This is a genomic window from Bacillus sp. YBWC18 (genome assembly GCF_002998775.1).
Classification (GTDB): domain Bacteria; phylum Bacillota; class Bacilli; order Bacillales; family Bacillaceae; genus Bacillus.
In genome coordinates this window covers 78,205-104,759 of record NZ_PVRI01000002.1, presented here as the reverse complement: position 1 = coordinate 104,759, position 26,555 = coordinate 78,205, and the positions used below count along the sequence as shown (strand labels likewise).

At 42.4% G+C, this 26,555-nt stretch carries 31 protein-coding genes; 29 read left to right on the top strand and 2 right to left on the bottom strand.

What is annotated here, in order from left to right; genetic code table 11:
- The first annotated feature begins 16 nt into the window (after positions 1-16).
- Both mntR and C6348_RS06750 read left to right on the top strand, forming a co-directional pair.
- Complete coding sequence (gene mntR / locus C6348_RS06755; RefSeq protein ID WP_003215946.1) at positions 17-451, top strand: transcriptional regulator MntR; 435 nt, start codon at positions 17-19, stop codon at positions 449-451.
- A gap of 283 nt (positions 452-734) precedes the next feature.
- Positions 735-1,610, top strand: coding sequence for a patatin-like phospholipase family protein (locus C6348_RS06750; RefSeq protein ID WP_034661272.1), 876 nt, complete (start codon positions 735-737; stop codon positions 1,608-1,610).
- On the opposite strand, the gene C6348_RS06745 is transcribed toward C6348_RS06750, so the two are convergent.
- Together C6348_RS06745 and C6348_RS06740 are read right to left on the bottom strand one after the other, a co-directional pair.
- Positions 1,607-2,002, bottom strand: coding sequence for an SA1362 family protein (locus tag C6348_RS06745; RefSeq protein WP_034661271.1), 396 nt, complete (start codon positions 2,000-2,002; stop codon positions 1,607-1,609). The two genes, C6348_RS06750 and C6348_RS06745, sit on opposite strands and share 4 nt — an antisense overlap.
- Before the next feature lie 38 nt (positions 2,003-2,040).
- Complete coding sequence (locus tag C6348_RS06740; RefSeq protein ID WP_106042390.1) at positions 2,041-2,997, bottom strand: DUF1385 domain-containing protein; 957 nt, start codon at positions 2,995-2,997, stop codon at positions 2,041-2,043.
- Positions 2,998-3,219: 222 nt separating this feature from the next.
- Between C6348_RS06740 and C6348_RS06735 the strand changes: the two genes are divergently transcribed.
- From C6348_RS06735 to spo0A, 27 genes are all read left to right on the top strand, one after another.
- Positions 3,220-3,747 carry a YqhR family membrane protein gene (locus C6348_RS06735; RefSeq protein WP_034661269.1) on the top strand — a complete coding sequence of 176 codons (528 nt, stop codon included), beginning with the start codon at positions 3,220-3,222 and terminating at the stop codon, positions 3,745-3,747.
- 108 nt (positions 3,748-3,855) lie between these two features.
- Positions 3,856-4,299, top strand: a complete 444-nt coding sequence (aroQ, locus tag C6348_RS06730) for a type II 3-dehydroquinate dehydratase (RefSeq protein ID WP_003215787.1) — start codon at positions 3,856-3,858, stop codon at positions 4,297-4,299.
- Positions 4,296-5,357 (top strand): M24 family metallopeptidase, encoded by a 1,062-nt coding sequence (locus C6348_RS06725; protein WP_060596826.1) that lies wholly within the window; start codon positions 4,296-4,298, stop codon positions 5,355-5,357. The genes aroQ and C6348_RS06725 overlap by 4 nt, the downstream gene beginning before the upstream one ends.
- A gap of 25 nt (positions 5,358-5,382) precedes the next feature.
- Positions 5,383-5,940: an elongation factor P gene (gene efp, locus C6348_RS06720; protein ID WP_012010541.1), complete on the top strand. Its 558-nt coding sequence runs from the start codon at positions 5,383-5,385 to the stop codon at positions 5,938-5,940.
- Between the two features lie 382 nt (positions 5,941-6,322).
- Entirely contained in the window at positions 6,323-6,607 is a 285-nt protein-coding gene (locus tag C6348_RS06710) for a YqhV family protein (protein WP_066030673.1), read from the top strand.
- Between the two features lie 66 nt (positions 6,608-6,673).
- A complete protein-coding gene (spoIIIAA, locus tag C6348_RS06705; protein WP_066030674.1) occupies positions 6,674-7,597 on the top strand; it encodes a stage III sporulation protein AA in 924 nt (307 codons plus the stop codon).
- Positions 7,591-8,106 (top strand): stage III sporulation protein SpoIIIAB, encoded by a 516-nt coding sequence (spoIIIAB, locus tag C6348_RS06700; protein ID WP_106042387.1) that lies wholly within the window; start codon positions 7,591-7,593, stop codon positions 8,104-8,106. Before spoIIIAA ends, spoIIIAB begins: the two co-directional genes overlap by 7 nt.
- A 19-nt stretch (positions 8,107-8,125) precedes the next feature.
- On the top strand, positions 8,126-8,332 hold the full coding sequence (gene spoIIIAC, locus C6348_RS06695) for a stage III sporulation protein AC (RefSeq protein ID WP_003153142.1): 207 nt from the start codon (positions 8,126-8,128) through the stop codon (positions 8,330-8,332).
- Positions 8,329-8,742 carry a stage III sporulation protein AD gene (gene spoIIIAD, locus C6348_RS06690; RefSeq protein WP_087978339.1) on the top strand — a complete coding sequence of 138 codons (414 nt, stop codon included), beginning with the start codon at positions 8,329-8,331 and terminating at the stop codon, positions 8,740-8,742. The genes spoIIIAC and spoIIIAD overlap by 4 nt, the downstream gene beginning before the upstream one ends.
- Positions 8,743-8,761: 19 nt before the next feature.
- A complete protein-coding gene (spoIIIAE, locus tag C6348_RS06685) occupies positions 8,762-9,955 on the top strand; it encodes a stage III sporulation protein AE (protein WP_034661263.1) in 1,194 nt (397 codons plus the stop codon).
- Between the two features lie 13 nt (positions 9,956-9,968).
- Positions 9,969-10,601, top strand: a complete 633-nt coding sequence (gene spoIIIAF, locus C6348_RS06680; RefSeq protein WP_034661262.1) for a stage III sporulation protein AF — start codon at positions 9,969-9,971, stop codon at positions 10,599-10,601.
- Positions 10,594-11,265 carry a stage III sporulation protein AG gene (gene spoIIIAG, locus C6348_RS06675; protein ID WP_034661260.1) on the top strand — a complete coding sequence of 224 codons (672 nt, stop codon included), beginning with the start codon at positions 10,594-10,596 and terminating at the stop codon, positions 11,263-11,265. Before spoIIIAF ends, spoIIIAG begins: the two co-directional genes overlap by 8 nt.
- Complete coding sequence (locus tag C6348_RS06670; RefSeq protein ID WP_034661997.1) at positions 11,265-11,897, top strand: SpoIIIAH-like family protein; 633 nt, start codon at positions 11,265-11,267, stop codon at positions 11,895-11,897. Before spoIIIAG ends, C6348_RS06670 begins: the two co-directional genes overlap by 1 nt.
- Positions 11,898-12,092: 195 nt before the next feature.
- Positions 12,093-12,569 (top strand): acetyl-CoA carboxylase biotin carboxyl carrier protein, encoded by a 477-nt coding sequence (gene accB / locus C6348_RS06665; RefSeq protein WP_034661259.1) that lies wholly within the window; start codon positions 12,093-12,095, stop codon positions 12,567-12,569.
- A gap of 11 nt (positions 12,570-12,580) precedes the next feature.
- Positions 12,581-13,930, top strand: coding sequence for an acetyl-CoA carboxylase biotin carboxylase subunit (gene accC, locus C6348_RS06660; RefSeq protein WP_034661258.1), 1,350 nt, complete (start codon positions 12,581-12,583; stop codon positions 13,928-13,930).
- Positions 13,931-13,955: 25 nt separating this feature from the next.
- Complete coding sequence (locus C6348_RS06655) at positions 13,956-14,363, top strand: Asp23/Gls24 family envelope stress response protein (protein ID WP_034661256.1); 408 nt, start codon at positions 13,956-13,958, stop codon at positions 14,361-14,363.
- Positions 14,364-14,574: 211 nt separating this feature from the next.
- On the top strand, positions 14,575-14,970 hold the full coding sequence (nusB, locus tag C6348_RS06650; protein ID WP_034661255.1) for a transcription antitermination factor NusB: 396 nt from the start codon (positions 14,575-14,577) through the stop codon (positions 14,968-14,970).
- An 11-nt stretch (positions 14,971-14,981) separates the two neighbouring features.
- Entirely contained in the window at positions 14,982-15,833 is an 852-nt protein-coding gene (gene folD / locus C6348_RS06645) for a bifunctional methylenetetrahydrofolate dehydrogenase/methenyltetrahydrofolate cyclohydrolase FolD (RefSeq protein ID WP_106042385.1), read from the top strand.
- A gap of 70 nt (positions 15,834-15,903) precedes the next feature.
- On the top strand, positions 15,904-17,250 hold the full coding sequence (xseA, locus tag C6348_RS06640) for an exodeoxyribonuclease VII large subunit (RefSeq protein WP_106042383.1): 1,347 nt from the start codon (positions 15,904-15,906) through the stop codon (positions 17,248-17,250).
- Positions 17,247-17,507 (top strand): exodeoxyribonuclease VII small subunit, encoded by a 261-nt coding sequence (locus tag C6348_RS06635; RefSeq protein WP_003215880.1) that lies wholly within the window; start codon positions 17,247-17,249, stop codon positions 17,505-17,507. The genes xseA and C6348_RS06635 overlap by 4 nt, the downstream gene beginning before the upstream one ends.
- Positions 17,491-18,387 (top strand): polyprenyl synthetase family protein, encoded by an 897-nt coding sequence (locus C6348_RS06630; RefSeq protein WP_249117033.1) that lies wholly within the window; start codon positions 17,491-17,493, stop codon positions 18,385-18,387. The genes C6348_RS06635 and C6348_RS06630 overlap by 17 nt, the downstream gene beginning before the upstream one ends.
- A 150-nt stretch (positions 18,388-18,537) precedes the next feature.
- Positions 18,538-20,439 carry a 1-deoxy-D-xylulose-5-phosphate synthase gene (gene dxs / locus C6348_RS06625; RefSeq protein ID WP_060596820.1) on the top strand — a complete coding sequence of 634 codons (1,902 nt, stop codon included), beginning with the start codon at positions 18,538-18,540 and terminating at the stop codon, positions 20,437-20,439.
- A complete protein-coding gene (locus C6348_RS06620; RefSeq protein ID WP_066030678.1) occupies positions 20,436-21,290 on the top strand; it encodes a TlyA family RNA methyltransferase in 855 nt (284 codons plus the stop codon). Before dxs ends, C6348_RS06620 begins: the two co-directional genes overlap by 4 nt.
- 162 nt (positions 21,291-21,452) lie before the next feature.
- Positions 21,453-21,902: a transcriptional regulator AhrC/ArgR gene (ahrC, locus tag C6348_RS06615; protein ID WP_034661246.1), complete on the top strand. Its 450-nt coding sequence runs from the start codon at positions 21,453-21,455 to the stop codon at positions 21,900-21,902.
- Between the two features lie 33 nt (positions 21,903-21,935).
- The gene (recN, locus tag C6348_RS06610) at positions 21,936-23,669 is read left to right on the top strand and encodes a DNA repair protein RecN (RefSeq protein WP_106037972.1); all 1,734 of its coding nucleotides are present in this window, start codon (positions 21,936-21,938) and stop codon (positions 23,667-23,669) included.
- A 198-nt stretch (positions 23,670-23,867) separates the two neighbouring features.
- Positions 23,868-25,145 (top strand): SpoIVB peptidase, encoded by a 1,278-nt coding sequence (spoIVB, locus tag C6348_RS06605; RefSeq protein WP_106042382.1) that lies wholly within the window; start codon positions 23,868-23,870, stop codon positions 25,143-25,145.
- 285 nt (positions 25,146-25,430) lie between these two features.
- Positions 25,431-26,234: a sporulation transcription factor Spo0A gene (gene spo0A / locus C6348_RS06600; protein ID WP_012010520.1), complete on the top strand. Its 804-nt coding sequence runs from the start codon at positions 25,431-25,433 to the stop codon at positions 26,232-26,234.
- Positions 26,235-26,555 lie beyond the last annotated feature (321 nt).

The following is a 26,555-nucleotide window of genomic DNA, read 5'->3' as shown; positions in this document are numbered from 1 at the left end:
ATTATGGAGGGGTTTTATGACTACACCTAGTATGGAAGATTACATTGAACAAATATATATGCTGATAGAAGAAAAAGGATATGCCAGAGTCTCTGATATTGCAGAAGCACTCGCTGTCCATCCCTCCTCTGTAACAAAAATGGTTCAGAAGCTAGATAAAGATGAATACCTCATTTATGAGAAGTATCGTGGTCTAATTTTAACCCCGAAAGGCAAAAAAATTGGAAAACGTCTCGTATACAGACATGAACTGCTAGAGCAATTTTTAAGAATCATTGGTGTAGATGAAGAGAAAATTTATGATGATGTAGAAGGCATTGAACATCATCTCAGCTGGAACAGCATTGACCGCATCGGCGATCTCGTTCAATTCTTTGAAGAAAACGACGAGCGATCTGTTCAGCTGAAAGCGATTCAAAAGAAAAACGAACAAACAAATCAAGAATCTTAAGAAAAAGGACACCCTCAGCAAGGGTGTTCTTTCATATTTTAGCCCTTGGTCTTCTTTTTTTTCAGCGTGACTTGAAAACCTTTGCAGTCTAGGAAGGACGAGTACCGGAGCGGAGCGAATTTGACATTCGTGAGCACCGGAGCGCAGACCTGACAACGAATGCGAGGGTTTGTCTACACGCTGAAAGGACACCCTCAGCATGGGTGTCCTTTTTGATTAAAGTTCTAATTGAAAGCATATGCTCTTACACTATTAATAGCGTGATATCAAAGGGGGCTCCTTGATGAAGATAGATGGTGTGTTCTCAGGTGGAGGCATTAAAGGGGCAGCACTTGCGGGTGCCTATGAAGCGCTTGAAGCGAGAGGATATCAATTTGTCCGTCTTGCTGGTACAAGTGCTGGAGCGATCATTGCTTCACTCATCGCAGCAGGTTTTACAAGTCAGGAGATTCGGGAGCTTTTAGATGAAATGGATGAACATCATTTGCTTGATAGGAGATGCCAATTCATTCCGTTTAAAATGCTCAGGTGGGTATCCATTTACTGGCGCCTCGGTCTGTACAAAGGCGACCGGCTGGAAAAATGGCTGACAGATGTGTTGAAACGAAAAGGGGTCACCGTATTTGGAGATCTCAAAAAAGATTCGCTGAAAATTGTTGCCTCTGATTTAACAAATGGGAAAATCCTCGTGCTGCCAGACGACCTTCCTTCATACGGCTTAAATCCAGAGCGCTTTTCCGTTGCAAGGGCGATTCGGATGAGTTGCAGCCTGCCGTATTTTTTCGAGCCTGTCAAACTAAGGTCATCAAAAGGCATTTGTACCATTGTGGATGGAGGAGTGCTTAGCAATTTTCCAATTTGGTTGTTTGCGGAAGAGAAAAAAAGACCGTTCGTCGGTGTCACATTAACCCCAAACGAAAAAGAACGCCCTCAACACTCCATCCGCAATGCGTTTGAACTGTTTGGCGCTCTTTTTGAAACGATGCGTGGTGCTCATGACGAAAGACACATTGCCACAAAACACGAACGTCATGTTATTTTTATTCCTGTAGAACACGTCATTGCCACTGATTTTCATCTGATGACAGAAAAGAAAAAGGCGCTTGTCGATCTAGGCAGACAGAAAGCCGAGCAATTTTTAAAAAGCTGGACATTTTAAAACAAGGCGCGATTTTTCTTTTTGTTTTTCTTGCCTTCAATCACAGTTAACTGTGTTTGGCTTTTCTTTTTGAGAAGGACGGGCTTAGACTTGTGGTCAGTCGGCACGCTTCGCAAATGAGTGACCCGATTTTTCATCTGGCTTTTCGTTTTTGGTTTAGGCTGCTGGTAGCGACGTTTTGATTGTTTGACTGCTTTACGATAAAGATTGCCCTCTGTTCCAGTTCTTCGATTCATCAGCCATCTAAATAGGAAAAATAGAGCCGCTCCAATGATCACAACTGATAGCAGCATTGTAAAAAGTCTGCCTGGATTCGTTGTGAGTAAATACACAAATCCCAAAATACCTAAAGCGAAAATAATGGTAAAAGCAGGATGTACTCGGCGATTCATAACTGTCCACCTCCGAAGGAATTTACCGGATTTATAAGTTAGATCACTTGATGAGCAGAATCTGACGCTTGTTTCTCAGACGCTTCCTCTAAACGAAGAAGTTCATTAAAACTTGCGATGGCTACCTCGACTTGATCGCCAGAGGGTTCTTTTGTTGTGAGCAATTGCAGCCAAAGGCCAGGATAGCCAAGCACTTTAAGCACAGGCACTTCTCGGAGTTTGTTCGTGAGCTGAAGCACTTCAAATGAAATGCCCAGAACAACCGGAATGAGCGCCAAGCGATTCAGAACTCTCACCCATAAAGGATCTGTCGGTACGAGTAAATAGACGAACATTCCGACAATGACAGTGAATAAAATAAAGCTGCTGCCGCATCGATAATGCAGCCGTGATTGTTTTTGGACATTTTCCACTGTGATGTCAAGATTCTGTTCATAGCAGTTTATGACTTTATGTTCTGCGCCATGATATTGAAATACCCTTTTAATTAAAGGGGTCATGGAAATAAAGTAAATGTAGCCTAATAACAGGACCAGTTTAAAGAATGTTTCCACTGCGATTTGTGCGAAATTCCCTGAAAAGACGGGCCGCACCAGTTCAGCTAAAAAGACAGGTACTAGGGTAAAGACAAATTTACTAAAGAGAAGAGAGAGAACTCCGATTACAGCAATGCCGAAAATCATGGATAATTTCGAGCTTTTTTGTTCTTTTTCAAGAGTATGATCTTCTGAAGGATCTAAGTCATAGCGCTCGCTGGAGAAGTTCAAGTGCTTACTGCCATTTGCGCTTGCTTCAACAAGTGCAGCAACACCCCTGACAAAGGGGATTTTCTTGAGAAAGACGGTTCGTTTATTGGAGGTCCGGGGAAGCTTCAAAAACTCAATGGACTGATCCTTTCGCCGAATCGCTGTCACATAGTTCTTTTTACCTCCGAACATGACACCTTCGACAACTGCCTGCCCTCCATATGCTGGACGTTTTGTTTGATTGGACATATTTCATCAACCTGCCTGTTTCCTGTAATTTACATGCATTTCCTTATACCTTTATTGTACAGGAAATGAGGGGAAATCACTAGCGCACAGGTCGATTATCTACTAGAATTCTATCTACCTCTTTTTAGCCAGTATACCCTGTTATAAAAATTTTACACTCACGGATGGAAATCCTTTTTTTTATGGCATTTTGGACATACTACTTGCTGGAGGTGTTCACAAATGAAACGTGATGAAAAGAAAAACCAAGAAGAAAAAAATCAGTCTGTACAAACGTCATCGCTGTTGGCAAGAGCAGCTGCGACAGGCTTTGTTGGCGGTGTTTTTTGGGGCTTTATCGGGTTTCTGACCCATATGTTTCATTTCTCAGAGGTGAGTCCCAATATGCTCCTTCAGCCATTTGTGCTTGGAGAGTGGAAAAAGGGAGGACTTGGCACTTTTATTAGTATTGTGCTTTTAGGGGTTTTATCGATTGGAGCAGCCTTTATTTATTATGGGGTTTTAAAACGAATCAAAGGCTATTGGATGGGGCTGATATATGGCGCGCTTTTATGGCTGCTCGTTTTTTACGTATTTAATCCGATTTTCCCAGATGTAAAGCAAGTCCAAGATTTGCAGCAAAGCACCATCGTCACGACATTTTGCCTTTATATTTTATATGGCATGTTTGTCGGGTACAGTATTTCGTTTGAATATAATGAATTAACGAGTCAGAAGCTTGCAAGGGCACTCGGGAAAAAGACAGAATAAAGTGTAAATCACCTATTCATATGATAAAATATTTTTGGAAACGAAAGGTTTCTAAGGAAAAAGAAACAGATCTCGATATAGATTGAATTAGGGTGAAGGAGTGGTTGTATGCCTCATTTTCTTGTGCTGAATGGGCCCAATTTAAATAGGCTTGGCAAAAGAGAGCCGGCTGTTTACGGAAGTAAGACGCTGACAGATTTAGAAACGGATTTGTTCCAGTTTGCAGAAAGAGCCAATATCCAGTTAACGTTCTTTCAATCGAATCACGAAGGGGATTTGATTGATGCGCTCCACGAGGCAGAAGATCAGTACGATGGAGTCGTGTTTAACCCGGGTGCTTTTACACACTACAGCTATGCGCTGAGAGATGCCATTGCAAGTATTTCTTTATCCGTCGTCGAAGTACATATCTCAAACGTTCATAAGAGAGAGGAATTCCGCCATCATTCTGTACTTGCTCCAGTATGCCAAGGGCAAATCGTTGGTCTTGGTTTAGAAGGGTATAAATTGGCGATTCGTTATTTAGTGAGTGAAGGGGGAGCAGTATCATGAAACTTGAAAAGTTAAGAACACTTTTATCTGAATTAGAGATCGATGGTCTTGTCATTACGAGCAGCTTTAATTTACAGTACATGACCAGCTTTACTGGCTCAGCCGGTCTTGCAGTTGTTTCAAAGGACCAGGCAGCTTTTATCACGGATTTTCGTTATACAGAGCAAGCGAAGGACCAAGTAAAAGGCTACGACATTATTGAACATAAAGGAAACATCGTGGAAACCGCAGCCCAAACGGCAAAGGAATTTGGGATAAAACGCCTTGGGTTTGAACAACATCATATGACATTTGCCACGTACCAGCAGTATGCAGATAAAGCAGGCGATATAGAGCTTGTTCCGGTCTCAGAATCAGTTGAAAAGTTGCGCTTGATTAAGTCTAGTGAAGAGATTAAGATATTAGAGGAAGCTGCGAAGATTGCAGATCACGCCTTTGATCATATTCTCACTTACATCAAGCCGGGCTTGACGGAAATTGCTGTCATGAACGAGCTTGAATTTTTCATGAGAAAAGAAGGCGCTGAAGGATCTTCATTCGATATGATTGTCGCCTCAGGTGTTCGTTCAAGCCTGCCGCACGGAAGAGCGAGTGAAAAGGTGATTGAATCTGGTGATTTAGTCACACTCGATTTTGGTGCTTACTATAAAGGTTATTGTTCTGATATGACAAGAACGATTGCTGTCGGCACACCAAGCGATAAACTAAAGGAAATTTATCATATCGTATTAGAAGCAGAAAACGCTGGTGTGGATAGAATCAAGCCAGGCTTAACAGGAAAAGAAGCTGATCGCATCACACGTGACATCATTGAAAAGTATGGCTATGGTCAATACTTCGGGCATTCAACTGGCCACGGGCTAGGGATGGAAGTACATGAAGCGCCAGGCCTTTCCTCACGATCAGAGGTCGTCTTAGAAGAAGGAATGGTCGTGACAGTTGAGCCGGGAATTTACTTGCCGGATGTCGGCGGCGTGAGAATTGAGGATGATATTGTCCTGACAGCTGACGGCAATAAACGATTGACCCACTCACCGAAAGAACTTATCATATTATGATGGTGAAATGTAGGAGGATGACAAAATGATTTCAGTAAACGATTTTCGTACAGGCCTGACAATTGAAGTGGACGGCGGTATTTGGCGTGTAGTGGATTTCCAACACGTAAAGCCAGGGAAAGGCGCAGCGTTTGTTCGTTCGAAACTGCGTAACCTGCGTACTGGTGCCATTCAAGAAAAAACATTCCGTGCAGGCGAAAAAGTAGCGAAAGCTCAAATTGAAACAAAAACAATGCAGTACTTGTACGCAAATGGCGACCAGCATGTCTTCATGGATACAAGTTCTTATGAGCAGCTTGAACTAAGTGAAACACAAATTAAAGATGAGCTGAAATATTTGCTAGAAAATATGTCAGTTCAAATTGTGATGTACGGTGCTGAAACACTTGGAGTAGAACTTCCAAACACGGTAGAACTAGAAGTAGTAGAAACAGAGCCTGGTATTAAAGGTGACACAACATCAGGCGGCTCAAAACCTGCAAAAACTGAAACTGGTTTAATCGTCAACGTTCCTTTCTTTGTGAACCAAGGAGATAAACTAGTCATTAATACATCAGACGGTTCATACGTGTCAAGAGCGTAATGAACGAAGAAAGACTGTAAACACGAGGTTTACAGTCTTTTTAGATTGTTGACAAAGGGCTAAAATGACGTTTATTTTAGCCCTTTGTCTTCTTTTCAGCGTGATAGAAAACCTTTGAAGTCTAGGAAGGACGAGCACCGAAGCGGAGCGAATTTGCCATTCGTGAGCATCGGCGCGCAGGACTGACACCGAATGCGAGGGTTTGTCTACACGCTTTGACTGTAAACGTCGTGTTTACAGTCTTTTTTTATTGTAAAACATGTAAGACTCCTCAAAAGGCAGACCTTCTCTCAATTCTCTCATTCATCTCTTTTCCTTTCTGAAAAACAAGACTACTTCCATCTAGACAAGCATATAGTGTAAAAAAAGCTGGAGGTTCTATATGAAACCATTTCTTTTCCCAGGCATCCATCCGTCAGTAGCTGCAATGGCCGGCATGAGGTTCTTATCGGCAGCGATTGAACTGACGGCCGCCATCCTCATTTTAGTCACAAATGACGTTCGAAAAGCGGTTGTCATCAATAGTATATTGGCGATCATTGGGCCGCTCATTTTTATTATCACGATGACGATTGGAATCTATCAAATTGCAGGGCAGTTATCCTATGCCAAGCTCGTCTTTATTTTCATTGGTGTCGTGTTTATTCTTGTTGGGATCTATAAGTGAAACGGCTTGGCATAATTAACGGCTCCCATCATACATTTTAGAGAAGAAAAAAAGGAGGGGAATTCGTTGCGGAGTTTGTTGGATATTCTCCCGCACTCGATTGGACAAGAACTTAGACTGCTAAAAGAAGCAGAATGGGATCAAATAGAAGAAATCCGCATTCGCACGGATCGTCCTATTGAATTGATGCAAAGAGGAAAACCGCGCTTTCTTTCTTATCGCACAACAGGAGAAGATGCGTCTCAGCTATTAGGCAGGCTGAGCAATTACAGCATGTACACACTTGAAGAAGAGCTAAAGCAAGGCTACATCACCATATCTGGCGGACACCGGGTGGGAATTGCAGGAAAGGTGATCGTTGAAAACGGCATTGTCAAAGGATTAAGAGATATCTCTTCATTTAATATCCGCATCGCAAAAGAAAAAATCGGGATTGCGCTTCCCTTTCTTCCTTATTTATATGACGAGCACTGGTGCAATACACTCATCATCGGTCCACCGCAAACAGGGAAAACGACATTATTGCGGGATGTAGCAAGACTGGCTAGTACTGGCACAAAAGCAATTCCTCCTAAAAAAACAGGCATTATAGATGAGCGTTCCGAAATCGCTGGGTGTATAAGAGGGGTGCCGCAGCACCAGTTTGGACACCGGGTTGATGTGCTCGATGCGTGTCCAAAGGCTGAAGGTTTGATGATGATGATTCGATCTATGAGTCCAGAGGTCATGATTGTCGATGAAATCGGAAAAAGCGAGGATGTACAGGCACTTTTAGAAGCGATTCATGCCGGAGTCACCATTATCGTCTCAGTTCATGGCTATTCACTTGAAGATGTGTATAAACGTCCATCATTGAAGCCGTTATGGGAGCTTCGAGTATTTGAACGATATGTTGAATTAAATCGCAAGAATGGTCCCGGCACGATTAGGCGGATATATGACCAAGACGGACAAGAGATGAAATGGAGGCGGGGAGTGGACGTATGTTAAAGCTCATTGGCGCTATCTTGATTGTCGCGGCTACGACTTGGGGAGGGTTCGAGTTTGCCAAACGATATAGCGACCGGCCGAAACAAATTCGGCAGCTCCGGTTTGCGCTCCAGTCTCTTGAAGCTGAAATTATGTATGGCCAAACACCTCTAGCGCGGGCTGCAGAGCAAATTGCGTCGCAAGTAGGTCCTCCTGTGAATCGGTTATTTGAACAATTTGCAGAAAAACTCAAAGTCGGAACTTTTTCGGCACGGCATGCATGGAATGAGAGTCTTGAGGATGTTTGGAAAAAAACCGTTTTGAAAAAAGGCGAATATGAGGCACTGAAACACTTTGGAGAAACACTTGGCCAGCATGATGTCACGTCTCAGCAAAAATATATCAAGCTTGCTTTAGGTCATTTGGAATCGGAGGAGAAGGAAGCTGAAATCGCCCAAGCAAAAAATGAAAAAATGATCAGAAGCCTCGGATTTTTAAGCGGATTACTACTGATTCTTTTATTGATGTGAGAGGAAGGGAGTCGAGAGCATGGGCGTTGATGTAAACGTCATTTTTCAAATTGCGGGAGTAGGCATCGTTGTGGCATTCCTCCATACGATTTTAGATCAAATGGGGAAAAAGGAGTACGCTCAGTGGGTCACGCTGCTTGGGTTTATCTACATTTTGTTTATGGTAGCAACCATTGTAGATGATTTGTTTAAAAAGATTAAAGCCGTATTTCTATTTCAAGGATAGGGGAGGGCTTACAAATCGAAATCATACAAATTGTTGGACTTGGTTTAATCGCTACTTTTTTAGCATTAATCGTCAAAGAACAAAAGCCGACCTTCGCCTTTATGCTTGTTGTTTTTACAGGATGTGTGATTTTTCTTTATTTAATTGATCAAATCTATGCCATTATCTCGATGATTGAAAAAATTGCGGCAAGCGCCGGCGTCAATATGAAGTATGTTGAAACCATTTTAAAAATTATTGGCATTGCCTATATTGCAGAATTCGGCGCCCAGCTGACAAAAGATGCTGGACAAGGCGCCATTGCATCAAAAATAGAGCTTGGCGGCAAAATTCTCATCTTGGTCATGGCAGTCCCTATTTTAACAGTCATCATTGAGACCATCTTAGGTATGATCCCGTCCATGACGTAATTGAAAAGAGGTGATGACAATGAAACGGGTGACAGCTGTTATGGGACTGATGCTTTTCTTCTGGTTGATCGCTCCGCATGCAGGTGCAGAAGAGAAAGTACCTTTATCAAATGAAGAACCAGCAGCAGAGGAAGTGGCGAATGGACAGGCTGATGCATTAGAGCTTCAATCCATCAATGACTTTTGGGAAACCATATTGGACGAGTATGGCGGCTTTCTGCCAGAAAGCCAAAAAGGCACAGTGAAGGAAATGATTGATGGCGATAAAGAGCTGTCTCCCCAAACATGGCTGAAAGCCTTTGTTCATTATCTTTTTCACGAGGTCATAGCAAACGGAAAGCTCCTAGGTACACTGATTTTACTCACCATCTTTTGTTCGCTTTTGCAGCTTTTGCAGAATGCGTTTGAGCAAAGCACCGTCAGTAAAGTCGCATACGCTCTTGTTTATATGGTGCTGATCATTATTGCACTCAACAGCTTTCATGTGGCGATTTCTTATGCAACAGAAGCCATTCAAACGATGACCAGTTTTATTCTTGCTCTTATTCCTCTTTTATTAGCACTTATTGCTTCATCAGGCGGGCTTGTCTCAGCCGGATTCTTTCATCCAGTTATTTTATTTTTGATGAATACGAGCGGCGTTTTTATTCAATATGTCGTTCTTCCCCTTATCTTTTTATCTGCGATATTGAGCATTGTCAGTACGCTGACCGAACAATACAAGGTCACCCAGCTTGCCCAGCTGTTAAGAAATGTGGCGATAGGCGGGTTAGCCGTTTTTTTAACTGTCTTTCTTGGCGTCATTTCTGTGCAAGGTGCATCTGCTGCAATTACGGATGGAATCGCTCTTCGTACAGCCAAATTTATTACCGGAAATTTCATCCCTGTCCTTGGCAGAATGTTTACAGATGCGACGGATACCGTGATCAGTGCCTCTGTGTTACTCAAAAATACGGTCGGACTTGTTGGCGTCGCCATTCTCATTTCAATTGCCGCCTTCCCGGCGATTAAAGTGCTCTCACTAGCCCTTATATATAAGCTTGCCGCAGCCATTCTTCAGCCATTAGGAGGCGGACCGATCATCAGCTGTCTTGATGTCATTTCAAAAAGTGTTCTTTATATCTTTGCCGCACTTGCTGTCGTGTCGCTCATGTTTTTTTTAAGCATTACCGTCATTATCACTGCTGGCAACTTGACCATGATGATGAAGTAAGGAGGGACACCTTTTGAGTTTTCTCACGGAATGGATCACAAGTATTATTCTCTTTATCTTATTTGCGATTGTCATTGATCTTCTGCTTCCCAATTCAAGCATGCAAAAGTATGCCAAAATGGTCGTCAGCCTGCTATTGATTGTGGTGATGCTCAATCCGATCTTTGCTTTATTTCGGGCAGACCCTGATCAAATTTTCTCAGAATTGATGAAGGGGAAGGAAGAAGCACAGTCAGAAGAAATAAAAAATCAGATGAATTTAGAAAAAAAAGAAATACAAGCCTCTCAGCGTGCATATATTTTAAAGCAAATGGCTGTCCAACTAGAAAAAAGCGCAAAGGAGCCACTGGAGAAGGAGAGCTATGAAATGAAACACGTAGAAGTGCTGGCAGATGAGGAGCACCTGGATCAGAATATGGAGGCGGATCAATTTCGCATCAAAGCAGTTCTTTCCCCGCTCACAGGTGATGCTGTAGAAACGGTGGCAAAGGTGGACATTGATCTCTCCACGCAAAAGGAGGAAAGCGCTGAATCTTCTAGCAAAGAGATCACGAGGGTGAAAGAGACACTTGCTGATGTTTGGAATACGAGTCCTGAGCACATTGCGCTGAACATTGAGGGAGGTGACGCAGCAGATCATGAATAACAAGGACTGGAAACAAAAGCTGAAATCATTCTTGCAGCCGCCTGAAAAAGGTGAAGGGAAACCAAAATTAACGAAGCACCATTACTTGCTGCTTGTATTCATCATCGGCGTATCTTTCATGTTAGTCAGTCAGATCTTGTCACCGCCATCAAGCAAAGAACAGGCTGCTGTTCCTGCTTCTAAAAAAACATCCTCACAAGAGCAGGAGGTATTCAAACCGGCATCGTCAAGTAAATCAAAGAATTCGATTGAGGATGTGGAGCAAGAATACGAAAATCAGCTGAAAGAAATTTTAGAGACCATCATTGGCGTTGAGGATGTATCGATTGTGGTCAATGTAGACGCAACTTCTTTAAAAGTGTTTGAAAAAAACAAATCCAATAAAAGCACAACGACCGAGGAAACAGATAAAGAAGGCGGCGTGCGAAGTGTCACTGATCAAACAAAAGAAGAAGAAATCGTCATCATCAAAAATGGCAATGAAGAAACACCTGTAGTGGTTCAAACGAAAAAACCAGATATTCGCGGTGTCCTCGTTGTTGCTCAAGGAGTAGACAACGTTCAAATAAAGAAAACCATCATTGAAGCGGTTACACGAGTGCTTGATGTACCGAGCCATAGAGTGGCTGTTGCCCCTAAAAAAATCAAGGAGGATTCGGAATGATGTTAAAAAAACAAACGGTTTGGCTATTAACGATGCTAAGTTTAGTTGTCGTCTTAAGTGTGTACTATATCATGTCTCCACAAGGTGAAAATGCAGTGACAGTAGAAGATATGAAATCAAAAGGAACGGAAGAGAAAAAGACTGAAACAGAAAAAGGGACGGACAAAGGAACGGAAAAAGGCACTGATGAGAAGTCCACTGACAAAGAAACAAATGGCAAACAAGAGGATATCGAAACAAGCGGTGAAGAAGGAAAGGCTGTGTCGGAGCAAACAGACGATGAGCTTTTTACAACATACAGATTAGAGCTTGAAGATAAACGAAGCAAACAGCGCGAAGAGTTCAACGAAATCGTATCCAGTGATGATGCAACAGCACAAGAAAAAAGTGAAGCGTATGATCAAATGACAGCGCTTAGTGAGGCAGAAGGGACGGAGCGTCAGCTCGAAACCTTAATTAAAACAAAAGGATATAAAGATGCGCTAGTGAGTGCAGAGGGAGATAAAGTGAGCATCACGGTTCGTTCTGACAAAAAATCAAAGTCCCAAGCGGCCGATATTATTGATATGGTCACAAAAGAAATGAGAGGTCTTGATAACGTAGCTGTCACTTTTGAGCCCTCCAATCAATAAAAAATGAACAGGCGCCCTTTGCCGAAAAGGGCGTTTTTTGATGCGGTTTGGCGCCCTCTCCAAGGTGCTTTCGCGAGGCGCTTCGCCACAATAGTAGTTGAATTCATTGAAATCCTCCTGTAAGATGGTTATAGTATGTACTTTTAGTACTAGCCTATAAGAAAAAGATAAATCCATACATAGGGGTGCAAATCCATGTTAAAAATTGAAGAAATTCATGAACTGATTAAATTAATTGACGAATCTACAATTGATGAATTTACGTACGAAAACGAAGGTGCAAAAATCAAACTGAAGAAAAATAAAGAAGTCGTTCAGCAAGTTGCGGCACCAGTGGCTCCTGTCCAAGCAGCTCCAGCTCAACAAGCTCCTAAAGCACAAGCTCCAGCTCAGACCGAAGCCCCTGCACAAGAGGCAGCTGCGTCTGAAAATCTGCATAAAATCACATCCCCAATGGTTGGCACATTTTATGCTTCGTCTTCACCAGAAGCAGGTCCATACGTGACAACAGGTTCTAAGGTGAAGGAAAACACAGTTGTGTGCATCGTAGAAGCGATGAAACTGTTTAATGAAATCGAAGCAGAAGTAAAAGGTGAAATCGTCGAAGTATTAGCTGAGAACGGTCAGCTTGTAGAATTCGGACAACCCCTCTTTCTAGTGAAAGCAGAGTAAGGAGTACGATCATGATTAAAAAGCTATTAATTGCAAACAGAGGAGAAATCGCAGTTAGAATTATCCGCGCTTGTAAAGAGCTTGGAATTGAAACAGTTGCGGTATTTTCTGAAGCGGATCGCGATGCGCTTCATGTTCAAATGGCTGATGAAGCATATTGCATCGGACCGACTGCTTCAAAAGATAGTTATTTAAATGTCACGAATATTGTCAGTGTAGCAAAATTAACAGGGACAGATGCCATCCATCCAGGATACGGCTTCCTTGCTGAAAATGCAGACTTTGCAGAGCTTTGCGAGGAATGCAATGTCATCTTTGTTGGGCCAACTGCGTCAGCGATTTCCAAAATGGGAACGAAAGATGTCGCAAGGGAAACAATGAAAGATGCCGGGGTTCCGATTGTTCCTGGTTCTCAAGGAATTGTAAAAGATCTTGATGATGCTGTTTCAACAGCAGCAAGTATTGGGTATCCTGTCATTATTAAAGCAACTGCCGGCGGCGGCGGTAAAGGAATCCGTGTGGCTCGTACCGAAGAAGAGCTCATTAATGGTGTCACCATCACGCAGCAGGAAGCAGCGCAAAACTTTGGTAACCCTGGCGTCTATTTAGAGAAGTTCATTGAAGACTTTAGACACGTGGAAATCCAGGTGCTTGCAGATCAGCATGGCCATACCATTCACTTAGGAGAGCGTGATTGCTCGATCCAAAGAAGAATGCAAAAGCTTCTTGAAGAAACGCCATCACCAGCGCTGAATGCAGACATCCGTGAGCAAATGGGTGAAGCAGCCGTAAAAGCAGCAGAAGCTGTTGAATACACTGGTGCTGGAACAGTCGAATTCATTTATGATTATAATGAAGAGAAATTCTACTTCATGGAAATGAATACCCGTATTCAAGTAGAGCATCCTGTAACAGAAATGGTCACAGGTGTTGACCTGATCAAAGAACAAATTAAAGTTGCATCAGGTGAAAAACTTTCTCTTACACAAGAGGATGTCGTATATGCAGGATGGGCGATCGAATGCCGTATTAATGCAGAGAACCCAGAGAAAAACTTCATGCCATCAGCTGGTGAAATTAAAATGTATCTTCCGCCAGGCGGTCTAGGAGTACGTGTTGATTCAGCCGCTTATCCGGGCTATGTGATTCCGCCATATTACGATAGTATGATTGCAAAGGTGATCACATATGGTAAGACGAGAGAAGAAGCGATTGCGAGAATGAAACGCGCGCTTCAAGAATTCGTCATTGAAGGAGTCTACACAACGATCCCATTCCATCTAAGATTGCTTGAGCATGAAACATTTGTGAGCGGTAATTTTAATACGAAGTTTTTAGAAACATACCAAATCATGAAATAATCATAGCTTTCGGAGGTGAATGATCGTGTCAGAAAACAATTTGCTTGAAATGAACCTTGATGAAGATCAATTGGGAAAAGTGCAAATTGCACCAGAAGTGATTGAGGTCATTGCTGGGATCGCCGCTTCAGAAGTCGAAGGCATTGCCGAAATGCGCGGCAATTTCGCTGCTGATGTAGCAGAACGCTTTGGTAAGAAAAATCACCGTAAAGGTGTGAAAGTAGATGTCTCTGATGAAGGCATCACAATCGATGTATACTGTGTGGTTCAATTTGGCCTATCCATTCCAAAGGTATCCACTGCTGTCCAAGAAAATATCCGTCAAACTCTTTTGAACATGACTGCCTTGACGATTAATGAAATCAATATTCATGTCGTTGGTATTCAATTTGATACTAAAGCATCTGAGGCTGAAGTAGATCAAGAAATGTAAAAAAAGAGTTCAAGTGAAACCAAGGAGGCATTGCCTCTTTGGTTTTTTAAAGCCCATTTTTGGGTCATTTCCGAATAATAATGATCTCACGCGTTGATTGATTCGTTTTTCGTCACAGCTCGCATGGATCTTGGTGCGACCACGGGCAAAATATGTTATGATCTCTGTATGGCTTAACGACAAGCGGATAAAGTGGTTAAAGGAGTAAATAATGAAAAGAAGAACTGCAAGAGAAAAGGCGCTACAAACATTATTTCAAATTGATGTGAGCAATATTGATCCGAAAGAGGCCATTACACATGCGCTGGATGAACAAGAATCAGATCCTTTTTTCGAGGAACTGGTTTTCGGTGTGCTTGAACAAAAGGACAAGCTCGATGACATGATTTCACAGCATCTAGTGAATTGGAAACTCGATCGTATTGCAAACGTAGACAGAGCCATTTTAAGGCTGTCTGTGTACGAGATGGTGTATCAAGAAGATATCCCGCTTAGTGTTTCGATGAATGAAGCGATTGAACTGGCCAAATTATTCGGTGATGATAAAGCACCGAAATTTGTAAATGGTGTACTTTCAAACATTAAAAACGACCTAAAGCAGCAATAGGAGGATTCGACATGACAGCAACAATCATCGATGGGAAAGAAACAGCAAAAGAAAAGCGTGAGCAATTAGCAAAAGAAGTAGAAGAGCTAAAACAAAAAGGTGTCACACCTGGTCTTGCCGTTATTCTAATCGGTGATGATCCGGCTTCACTTTCTTACGTACGCGGGAAGAAGAAAGCAGCAGAAGCAATGGGGATGCATTTCCAGCTTGATCATTTAGAAGCTTCTTTAACAGAAGAAGAATTACTTCAGCTGATTGATCAGTACAATGCGAACGACCAATTCCACGGGATTCTTGTTCAGCTTCCACTGCCAAAACATATTTCTGAAAAAGCCGTTATTGAACGTATTTCACCTGAAAAAGATGTTGATGGTTTCCATCCATTGAATATCGGGAAAATGCTCCTTGGGGAAGACACATTCCTTCCATGTACACCAGCAGGCATTGTTGAATTACTAAACAAAACGGGTGTTAATCTTTCTGGAAAAGAAGTCGTTGTTGTCGGACGCAGCAATATTGTCGGCAAACCAGTAGGACAATTGCTGTTAAACGAAAACGCAACGGTTACTTATTGCCATTCAAGAACAGTGAATATTTCAGAACATACGTTGAAAGCGGACATTTTAGTTGTTGCCGTCGGTCGAGCAAACTTTATTAAAGCTGACCAAATTAAAGAAGGCGCTATTGTTATTGATGTAGGAGTCAATCGTTTAGATACTGGGAAGCTTGTTGGAGATGTTGATTTTGAAGAGGCAAAAGAAAAAGCTTCTTATATCACACCAGTCCCTGGCGGAGTCGGTCCAATGACGATTACGATGCTTGCACACAATACGGTTAAATCAGCAAAACGTACATTAGCATAAGCTTTATCCATTCATCCACCTGCATGCTGCTGGTGGATGAATGTGCGTTTTTGAAGAGGAGGAATACGTCATGAGTGAAAAAGCCTTTGTGACGGTCACAGCCCTTACAAAATACATAAAAAGAAAATTTGATGTTGATCCGCATTTAGAAGATATTTGGATCAAAGGTGAGCTATCCAATGTAAAGATTCATTCAAGAGGACATGTGTACTTCACCTTAAAAGACGAAAACGCACGCATGCAAGCTGTCATGTTCCAGCGCTCTGCGTCTAAGCTGCCTTTCTCTCCTAAGAGCGGAATGAAGGTGTTTGTACGCGGCGGGATTCAAGTATATGAACCAAGCGGCAACTATCAATTATATGCAAAAGAAATGCAGCCTGATGGTGTTGGTGCTCTTCATCTTGCTTATGAAGAGCTGAAGAAAAAGCTGGCAAGTGAAGGCTTATTTGATGCGCGCTATAAAAAACCAATTCCTGAATATCCAGAGGTTGTTGGTGTGATTACATCTCCAACAGGAGCGGCTGTTCGAGATGTCATTACGACCATCAACCGGCGCTATCAGCAGGCGAAAATCATTGTGCTTCCGGCGCTTGTCCAAGGTGAACATGCGACCCGTTCCATCGTAGAGCGGATCAAGGAAGCGAATGAAAAACAGCTCTGTGATGTCTTGATTGTCGGAAGAGGAGGCGGTTCGATTGAAGAGCTTTGGGCTTTTAATGAAGAAGCTGTCGCAAGGGCCATCTTCGCATCAGACATTCCAATCATATCTGCAGTTGGGCACGAAACAGACTTTACGATCAGTGATTTCACTGCAGACATGAGAGCACCCACACCAACAGGAGCAGCCGAACTTGCTGTTCCAAGCACGACCGATTTAATTGAACGAATCAAATCAATCGATATACGGCTAACAAGAGCCGTAAAGAATCAAACCTCACAAGCGAAAGACCGTCTTGTGGCGCTGCAATCCTCGTATGCCTTCCGTTTTCCAAAACGATTACAGGAGCAAAAAGAGCAGCAATTTGATTTGGTATTTGACCGTTTTCAAAAACAGCTGACGAGACAAATTGAGCAAAAACGCAGTCAACTAGACAGACAAACATACAGGCTGAAGCCGCTTCATCCTAAAGAGCAGCTGCTTCAGGCGAAAAAACGCCACGCCAATGAATCAGAACAGCTCATCCGCAGTATGAATGTGCAAATGAAAACAATTCATTCGCAGTTCCAATCGGTTCTTGGTAAACTAAATGCATTAAATCCACTTCAAGTGATGGAAAGAGGCTACAGCTTAGCCTATAAAGAAGAAGAACTGATAAAAAGTGTGAACCAAGTAGAGACGAACGATCAGCTGACTATCACGATGAAAGATGGACGTCTGATTTGTGAGGTTATTGAGAAGGAGGGGCAATCATCATGACAGAATCCAATAAACAAAAAGAAGAACAAATGACATTTGAAGAGGCGATGAAAGGTCTTGAGGAGATTGTGGGAAAGCTCGAGGAAGGAGATGTACCACTTGAGCAGGCCATTCATTATTTCCAAGAAGGCATGACCCTTTCGAAGCTTTGTCATGAAAAATTACAGCATGTTGAAAAGCAAATGGATTTCATTTTAAAAGAGGACGGTGAGCTGGCTCCCTTCTCAGTGAAGGAGGCAGATGCTGGTGACAAGTAATTTAAATGAATTTTTAACAACACGAAAACAGGCCATTGAAGATTATTTATTTACATATGTTCAGGAATTGACGATTCCAGAAGACCTGAAATCTTCTATGCTCTATTCTCTTAAAGCGGGCGGGAAAAGACTTCGACCTGTTCTCGTTCTTGCTCTATTACATGCCTACGGTAAAAACGAAGAAGACGGTATACCTGTCGGCTGTGCAGTCGAGATGATTCATACGTATTCATTGATACATGACGACCTTCCTTGCATGGATGACGATGACCTTCGCAGAGGAAAGCCGACAAATCATAAAGTGTACGGAGAAGCAACAGCGGTTCTCGCAGGTGATGCCCTTTTAACAGAAAGCTTCCGCCTGATTACATCGCAGCTGTCTAGCAGCGTCTCTGCTGACCAAAAGCTCAGAATTGTAGATGAGCTTGTGAAGTCAGCAGGTGCACTAGGAATGGTTGGCGGTCAATTTGATGACATGGAAGCAGAGCAAAAACAAGTATCGCTTACTGAACTAGAATCCATTCACGCCCGTAAAACAGGAAAGCTTCTCACGTTCAGCGTCGCAGCAGGTGCAATGCTGGCAGGAGCATTAGATGACGATATCGAAAAGCTAAGGGAATTCAGCTATCATATTGGCATTGCGTTTCAAATCCGTGATGACATTTTAGATCTCGAAGGAAGCGAAGAAAAAATCGGCAAACGGGTCGGCTCTGATACAGCAAATGAAAAGTCGACATATCCTTCTTTATTAACGCTTTCAGGAGCAAAAAAAAAGCTGCATGAGCACATCACTCGTGCAAAAGAAATTGTCTCAAATCTTCAATTAGAGCAGCAATTGCTGCATGATTTATGTGATCTGATTGCCTCAAGAGATCATTAAAAACAGCCTAGATTTGAGGGTCCTCGAGCAATTGTGGTAAACTGTAAACAGTTTATCATGATGAGACAACTCTTATTCCCCATTGGTTTTCAAAGGAATAAGGCATTATAGATGTATATAGAAATTTTGTTGAAAGCGAGTTGATCCTAATTGGATCTTTTATCAATAAAAAATCCAACGTTTCTAAAAGGAATGTCAAATGCAGAATTAGAGGAGCTTAGCGCTGACATTCGCATGTTTTTAATTGAGTCCTTAGCTAACTCTGGCGGGCATATCGGTCCGAACCTGGGAGTCGTTGAACTGACTGTTGCGCTTCATAAAGTATTTGACAGCCCAAAAGACAAATTCCTCTGGGATGTTGGACATCAGTCTTACGTTCATAAGCTGTTAACGGGAAGAGGGTCGGAGTTTGATACACTTCGTCAATATAAAGGGCTTTGCGGTTTTCCTAAACGAAATGAAAGCGAGCATGATGTTTGGGAGACAGGTCACAGTTCAACCTCGTTATCTGGTGCGATGGGTATGGCGGCAGCGCGTGATATTAAAGGGACAGATGAATATATCCTGCCGATTATCGGAGACGGTGCACTAACCGGAGGGATGGCGCTTGAAGCTTTGAATCATATCGGTGATGAAAAGAAAGATATGATTGTCATATTAAACGACAATGAAATGAGTATTGCACCAAACGTTGGTGCAATTCATACAATGCTTGGCAGATTACGTACAGCAGGCAAATACCAATGGGTAAAGGACGAGCTCGAATATTTATTCAAGCGCATTCCAGCTGTAGGCGGAAAGCTTGCTGCCACAGCAGAGCGTATCAAAGACAGCCTCAAATATTTACTTGTGTCTGGCATGTTTTTTGAGGAAATGGGATTTACTTACTTAGGTCCTGTAGACGGACATTCGTATGAAGATCTTTTTGAAAATCTTGAATATGCAAAGAAAACAAAAGGTCCAGTTCTTCTGCATGTCATCACGAAAAAAGGAAAAGGCTATCAACCGGCAGAATCCGATAAAATCGGGACTTGGCACGGTACTGGTCCATACAAAATCGATACCGGTGATTTTGTAAAACCGGCAGCAGCAGCTCCGTCTTGGAGTGGTCTCGTCAGTGAAACGGTCAGAAAGCTGGCGCGGGAAGATGAGCGGATTGTTGCGATCACGCCTGCGATGCCTGTTGGTTCAAAGCTTGAAGGCTTTGCGAAGGAATTTCCAGAGCGGATGTTTGATGTAGGAATTGCCGAACAGCATGCAGCCACAATGGCAGCTGGGCTTGCGACGCAGGACATGAAGCCATTTTTAGCGATTTATTCAACGTTCCTGCAAAGAGCCTATGACCAAGTGCTGCACGATATTTGCCGTCAGAACCTCAACGTATTTATTGGCATTGATCGTGCGGGACTTGTCGGTGCAGATGGAGAAACCCATCAAGGTGTGTTTGATATTGCTTTTATGCGTCATATGCCGAATATGGTACTTATGATGCCAAAAGATGAAAATGAAGGACAGCACATGGTCAATACAGCCATTCAGTACGATGACGGTCCTATTGCTATGCGTTTCCCGCGCGGTAATGGGCTGGGTGTCAAAATGGATGAACAGCTGAAAACCATTCCGATTGGGTCCTGGGAGGTTCTTCGTCCAGGGAAGGACGCTGTCATTTTAACATTTGGTACTACGATTAAAATGGCGCTTCAAGCAGCAGAAGAACTTCAAAAAGAAGGGAAATCAATTCGTGTCGTCAATGCTCGTTTTATTAAGCCTCTTGATGAAGCGATGTTAAATGACATTCTTTCTGAAGGTATTCCGATTTTAACGATTGAAGAAGCTGTGCTCCAAGGCGGATTTGGCAGCAGCGTCTTAGAATATATACACGATAAGAAAGCATCTCATATCAAAGTAGAGCGTATGGGCATTCCAGATGAATTTATTGAGCATGGAAGTGTTGATGCCCTGCTTGAAGAAATTGGTCTGACGAAAGCACACGTTGCTGACTCTTTACGTGACCTGCTTCCCGCAGCACCAAGAAAAGGAATTGGATCATGACATCAAAGAAAGAACGACTTGACGTTTTATTAGTCGAACAAGGACTAATGGAAACGAGAGAGAAAGCAAAGCGTGCCATCATGGCAGGGATCGTTTACTCAAATGAAAACCGTTTGGATAAACCAGGAGAGAAAATCGCTCGTGATACTCCGCTCACTGTGAAGGGGAACCCTCTGAAATATGTGAGCCGCGGCGGGTTAAAGCTCGAAAAAGCACTCAAAGAATTCGACTTAACCGTTGAAGGGAAATTGCTAATCGATATTGGTTCATCAACAGGCGGATTTACAGATTGTGCTCTTCAAAATGGAGCGGTCAAATCATATGCTGTTGATGTTGGCTACAATCAGCTTGCGTGGAAATTAAGGCAGGATGACAGGGTAATCGTCATGGAGCGCACCAATTTCCGTCACTCCGTCCCAGCAGATTTTACTGAAGGGTTGCCAGAAGTAGCATCAATTGATGTCTCTTTTATTTCACTTAAACTCATCCTGCCGGCTTTAAAGCACATTCTTGTCCCAGGCGGAGACTGTATTGCACTCGTCAAGCCTCAATTTGAAGCAGGCAGAGAGCTTGTTGGGAAAAAAGGCATTGTGCGAGATCCGTCCGTCCACCTCGGTGTACTGGAAGAGATGAATCAGTTTGCTGCAAAAGAAGGCTATGATGTAAAGGATGTATCATTTTCGCCTATTACTGGTGGAGACGGGAATATTGAGTTCCTTCTTCATTTAGTGCTTCATTCCGAACAAGAAGAGAATGCGGCACTTCCGGCTTCAGAGCTTGAAAAGGTCGTCAAGGAAGCCCATTCTGTATTGAAAGAAAAGAAAAACAGCCCTGAGCCGGCTGACACATGAGATCATCGAAACAAAAGGAATAATAGCTCGCTATTATTCCTTTTTACATGGTCAAAAGACGAGAATTGACCGATTCTCACGTAATGCTTGTTTTTTGAACTGTGGTTCATATAACATAGAACGTAAAGACAAACTGAGATCAAACGCCTAGGGGGGTCAAACATGAATAAAGGTCAAAGGCATATTAAGATTAGGGAAATCATTGCGGGCCAAGAGATTGAAACACAGGATGAACTAGTCGATATTTTAAAAGCCGATGGATATAACATCACACAAGCGACCGTTTCAAGAGATATTAAAGAATTACATTTAGTGAAAGTGCCGACGAACAATGGAACATATAAATACAGTCTTCCTGCGGATCAGCGGTTTAACCCGCTGTCTAAACTGAAGCGATCCTTAATGGATGCATTTATCAAAATGGATGCTGCCAGTCATTTAATCGTCCTCAAAACCATGCCCGGTAATGCTCAGGCCATTGGGGCTTTAATGGATAATTTAGATTGGGAAGAAATCATGGGAACCATTTGCGGAGATGATACCATTTTGATCATTTGCCGCACACCAGATGATACGGAGACAGTTTCGAGCAAAATTTTAGAGCTTCTATAAAGAATCAGGTTTACAAAAAGAGGTGTCAAATGAGTGTTAGCAGAACTAACCATTAAAAACTTTGCAATCATTGAAGAGTTAACGGTTTCGTTTGAAAAAGGACTCACAGTCCTAACAGGGGAAACAGGTGCTGGAAAATCCATCATGATTGACGCAGTCTCACTTCTTGTAGGAGGGAGAGGGTCGTCTGAATTTGTTCGTTATGGTGAAAAAAAGGCAGAACTGGAGGGGCTTTTTCTTGTGCCAGCCGATCACCCTGTATTTGCTTTATGCGAAGAGCAGGGAATTGACGCATCGGATGAAATGATGATTCTTCGCCGTGATATTAACAATAACGGAAAAAGCATCTGCCGCATCAATGGCAAACTTGTCACGATCTCACTTTTACGCGAAGTAGGACGCCTTTTGCTCGATATACATGGGCAGCACGATAACCAGTTATTGATGGAGGATGAAAATCATCTGCATTTGCTCGATCAATTTGGAGCAGAAGAAATTGCACCTGCTTTGTCACAATATCAAGAAGCATATGAGCAATATACAAAGACAGCCCAAAAGCTAAAACAGCTCTCTGAGAATGAGCAAGAGATGGTGCACCGGTTAGATTTACTGCAATTTCAGCTAGAGGAGATTGAAGCGGCACAATTAGAGCCGGGAGAAGATGAGAAGCTTCAAGAAGAGCGCCATCAGATCAGCAACTACGAAAAAATCTTTTCCTCACTCCAAAACGCATATAATGCCTTGCGCAATGAGCAGGGAGGACTTGATTGGGTTGGCATGTCATCAAGCGAGCTTGAGCAGGTTTCTGAGATCAACGACGATCTGAAAAAGCTATCCGAACAAGTGTCGAACTCCTATTACTTATTAGAGGATTCGACGTTCCAAATGCGAAGCATGTTGGATCAATTAGAGTTCGACCCAGCACGTCTTGATTTTATTGAATCTAGGCTGAATGAAATGAAGCAGTTAAAACGAAAATATGGGACAACGGTTGAGGAAATTTTGGAGTATGCGGCGAAGATAGAAGAAGAAATAGATCAAATTCAAAATCGAGACAGCCACCTGCAGACGCTTAAAAACAAACTGGATGCAATGAGCCGTGATGCCCTGCTGGAAGCTCTCAACGTTTCGGAGCTTCGTAAAAAATGGGCCACAAAGCTAGCGAAGCAAATTCAAACGGAACTAAAGGATTTGTATATGGAGAAGTCATCGTTTGACACAGCTTTTTCCATTCGGTATGCGCCTTTTGGCAGTACGGACTATCCGCTGTTAGATGGAAAGCCCGTCCAGCTCGGAAAAAACGGAATCGACCAAGCACAATTTGTTATTTCTACAAATACAGGCGAACCGATGAAATCTTTATCAAAAGTAGCCTCGGGTGGAGAAATTTCACGTGTCATGCTCGCCGTGAAAAGTATTTTCTCAGCCAAACAAGAAGTCACGTCCATTATTTTTGATGAGGTGGATACAGGCGTAAGCGGCAGAGTGGCACAGGCGATTGCCGAAAAAATTTACAAAGTAGCAGCTGGCTCACAAGTGCTCTGCATTACGCACCTCCCGCAAGTAGCAGCAATGGCTGACACGCATCTCTTCATTTCTAAACGCTCTAAAGCTGGCAGAACACTGACGAGCGTCAAACCATTAAGTCATGAAGAAAAAGTGAGTGAAATTGGCAGGATGATTGCGGGTGTGGAAGTCACTGAGCTGACAAAACAGCACGCAAAAGAATTGCTGCATCAAGCAAATGATGTCAAAACAACAGGGTAGCTGAAAAACCAGCTGCCTTTTTTATATTGTGTCAAAATCGCTGTATATACCCGCGAAATCGTCTTTTTCTTTTATCAATTTATCCAATCATTTTCTATAGGTGCCGGTTATAAATCCTAGCGAAGAAGGCAAAAGTAAAGATGTAGCCAAAACATGAGTGTTCTGGTGTGGGTAAGGAGCGAGGAGAGTGAAAAATGAATGCCCGAAAAGATGAGAAAAGCCATTGGTGTGATTCTCCTTGTTTCTTTAATAAGTACAGGGTTTATGAGCATAGTGAAGGAATACATCAGCATTCCAACAAATGTTGCTGTATTTGAAAAACAGAAGCACTCAATTGACACATCAATAGAAGCGTCAGCCAATGCTTCTTCACAAGCCTTTAGTCTTTCAGAGAAAAAGAATCAGCTTGAAGTGACAGGACAAAAGGCGGTAAAAGCCGAAATTGTTTATGATTTTAAAGGATTTCCTATTAAGAAAACAAAAGTCGACGTTCTCCCTGAATTAAAAGTCGTTCCTGGAGGACAATCCATTGGCGTCAAGCTCCACTCAGTAGGAGTTCTCGTTGTAGGTTTTCATCAAATCACAACAGCAGACGGCAAAAAATCACCAGGCGAAGCCGCAGGCATTCAATCAGGGGATATGATCATTGAAATCAATGGTCAAAAGATGGAGAAAATGAATGACCTCACCCCATTTATCCAGAAAGCAGGAAAAACAGGTGAAACGCTTCGTTTACTCATAAAAAGAGACCATAAAACCTTTCAAACAACATTAACACCCGCAAAAGATGCAAGTGAAGGCACCTATCGAATTGGTCTTTACATTCGAGATTCCGCAGCAGGAATCGGCACGATGACCTTCTTTGAACCATCTTCTAAAAAATATGGTGCCCTTGGGCATGTGATTTCTGACATGGATACAAAAAAACCAATCGTTGTCAACAATGGTGAAATTGTCAGATCAACCGTGACATCAATTGAAAAAGGCACAGGAGGCAATCCTGGAGAAAAATTGGCGAGATTCTCTTCCGAACGAAAAACGATAGGGGATATCTCCCGCAACAGCCCATTTGGTATCTTTGGTACGTTAACCGAAAAGCTTGAAAATCATGTATCAGACAAACCGCTTCCAGTCGCTTTATCAAATGAAGTAAAAGAAGGTCCAGCAGAAATTTTAACCGTTGTGGATCATGATAAAGTGGAGAAGTTTGATATTAAAATCGTCAGCACGACACCGCAGAAATTCCCGGCAACAAAAGGGATGGTATTGAAGATAACAGATGAACGTCTTTTAAGTAAAACGGGCGGTATCGTCCAAGGCATGAGCGGAAGCCCCATCATCCAAAACGGAAAGGTCATTGGAGCGGTCACACACGTATTTGTCAATGATCCGACAAGCGGGTACGGCGTACACATTGAATGGATGCTGTCAGAAGCAGGAATCGATCTTTATCAAAAAAACAAAAAAGCAAGCTGATCATCAAACTGCCGCGAATCTCCCGGCAGTTTTTTTCTCCCCTTTCTTTCTCTGCCATCATGTTATAAAATAAGGAAAAAGAGATTTTTCGACAAAATGGAAAATAGTATGTTGTCAAATTGCAATAATCGTCGATTCGTTAAGAAAAACGTAGAAAAAGCTAGATAATGCTCTATTATTCGGAAAATTAAAGTTTTTTAAAGGGGATAGCATGGTTTTGTCGAATTGAACACTCAGAAGAGAAATGCAAAAGACTAAAGGAATCGACATTGGGGAGGAAAGAACGTGGAGAAAATTAAAGTGTGTGTAGCTGATGACAATCGAGAGCTTGTTGGCCTTTTGACAGAGTATATTGAGGGACAGGAAGATATGGAAGTACTTGGCGTGGCGTATAATGGCCAGGAATGTCTGACATTATTTAAAGATAAAGAGCCCGACGTTCTCCTCTTAGATATTATCATGCCTCATTTAGACGGTCTTGCTGTACTGGAGCGCCTCCGTGAAAACAATGACATGACCAAACAGCCAAGTGTGATTATGCTAACGGCGTTCGGTCAAGAAGATGTCACGAAAAAAGCAGTTGATTTGGGCGCATCCTATTTCATCTTAAAGCCATTTGATATGGAAAACCTAGTCGGTCATATTCGGCAAGTCAGTGGAAACGGCACACAAGTCACCCATCGATCTTCATCTATCCAAAACAGTGTCCTTCGGAACAAACCTGAACCGAAACGTAAAAACTTAGATGCGAGCATTACGACGATTATTCATGAGATTGGCGTACCCGCTCATATTAAAGGATATTTATACTTAAGAGAAGCGATTTCGATGGTGTACAATGACATTGAGCTTCTCGGAAGCATCACAAAAGTGTTGTACCCAGACATCGCGAAGAAATTTAACACGACTGCCAGCAGGGTAGAACGAGCGATTCGCCATGCGATTGAAGTTGCTTGGAGCAGAGGAAACATCGATTCCATTTCTTCACTCTTTGGTTATACAGTCAGCATGTCTAAAGCGAAACCAACCAATTCTGAATTTATCGCGATGGTAGCTGATCGTCTGCGCTTAGAGCATAGAGCTAGCTAGTTCATTTTCATAAAAAAACGTTTCTTCAAAGAGGCGTTTTTTTATTTTGAAAAAACATTGTCAAAAATTGGTCGTATTGATACAATCATTTGGACAAACTCGGCTTGCTTTATTTTCGGAATAAAATGAAAAATAAAGCATGAAAGAAATGGGTATGTCATAAATTAGTGATAATCAGCTACGCCAATCAATTGTTTGGTCTTCAAATAGAAGAAGAAAAAGCTCATTCGTAAGGAAAAGGATGAGAGGAAAAGGTCTGATGGATTTGGTAAATAAAGCAAATGAGATCGAAAGTTCTATTTCTATTGACCTGATTGGTTG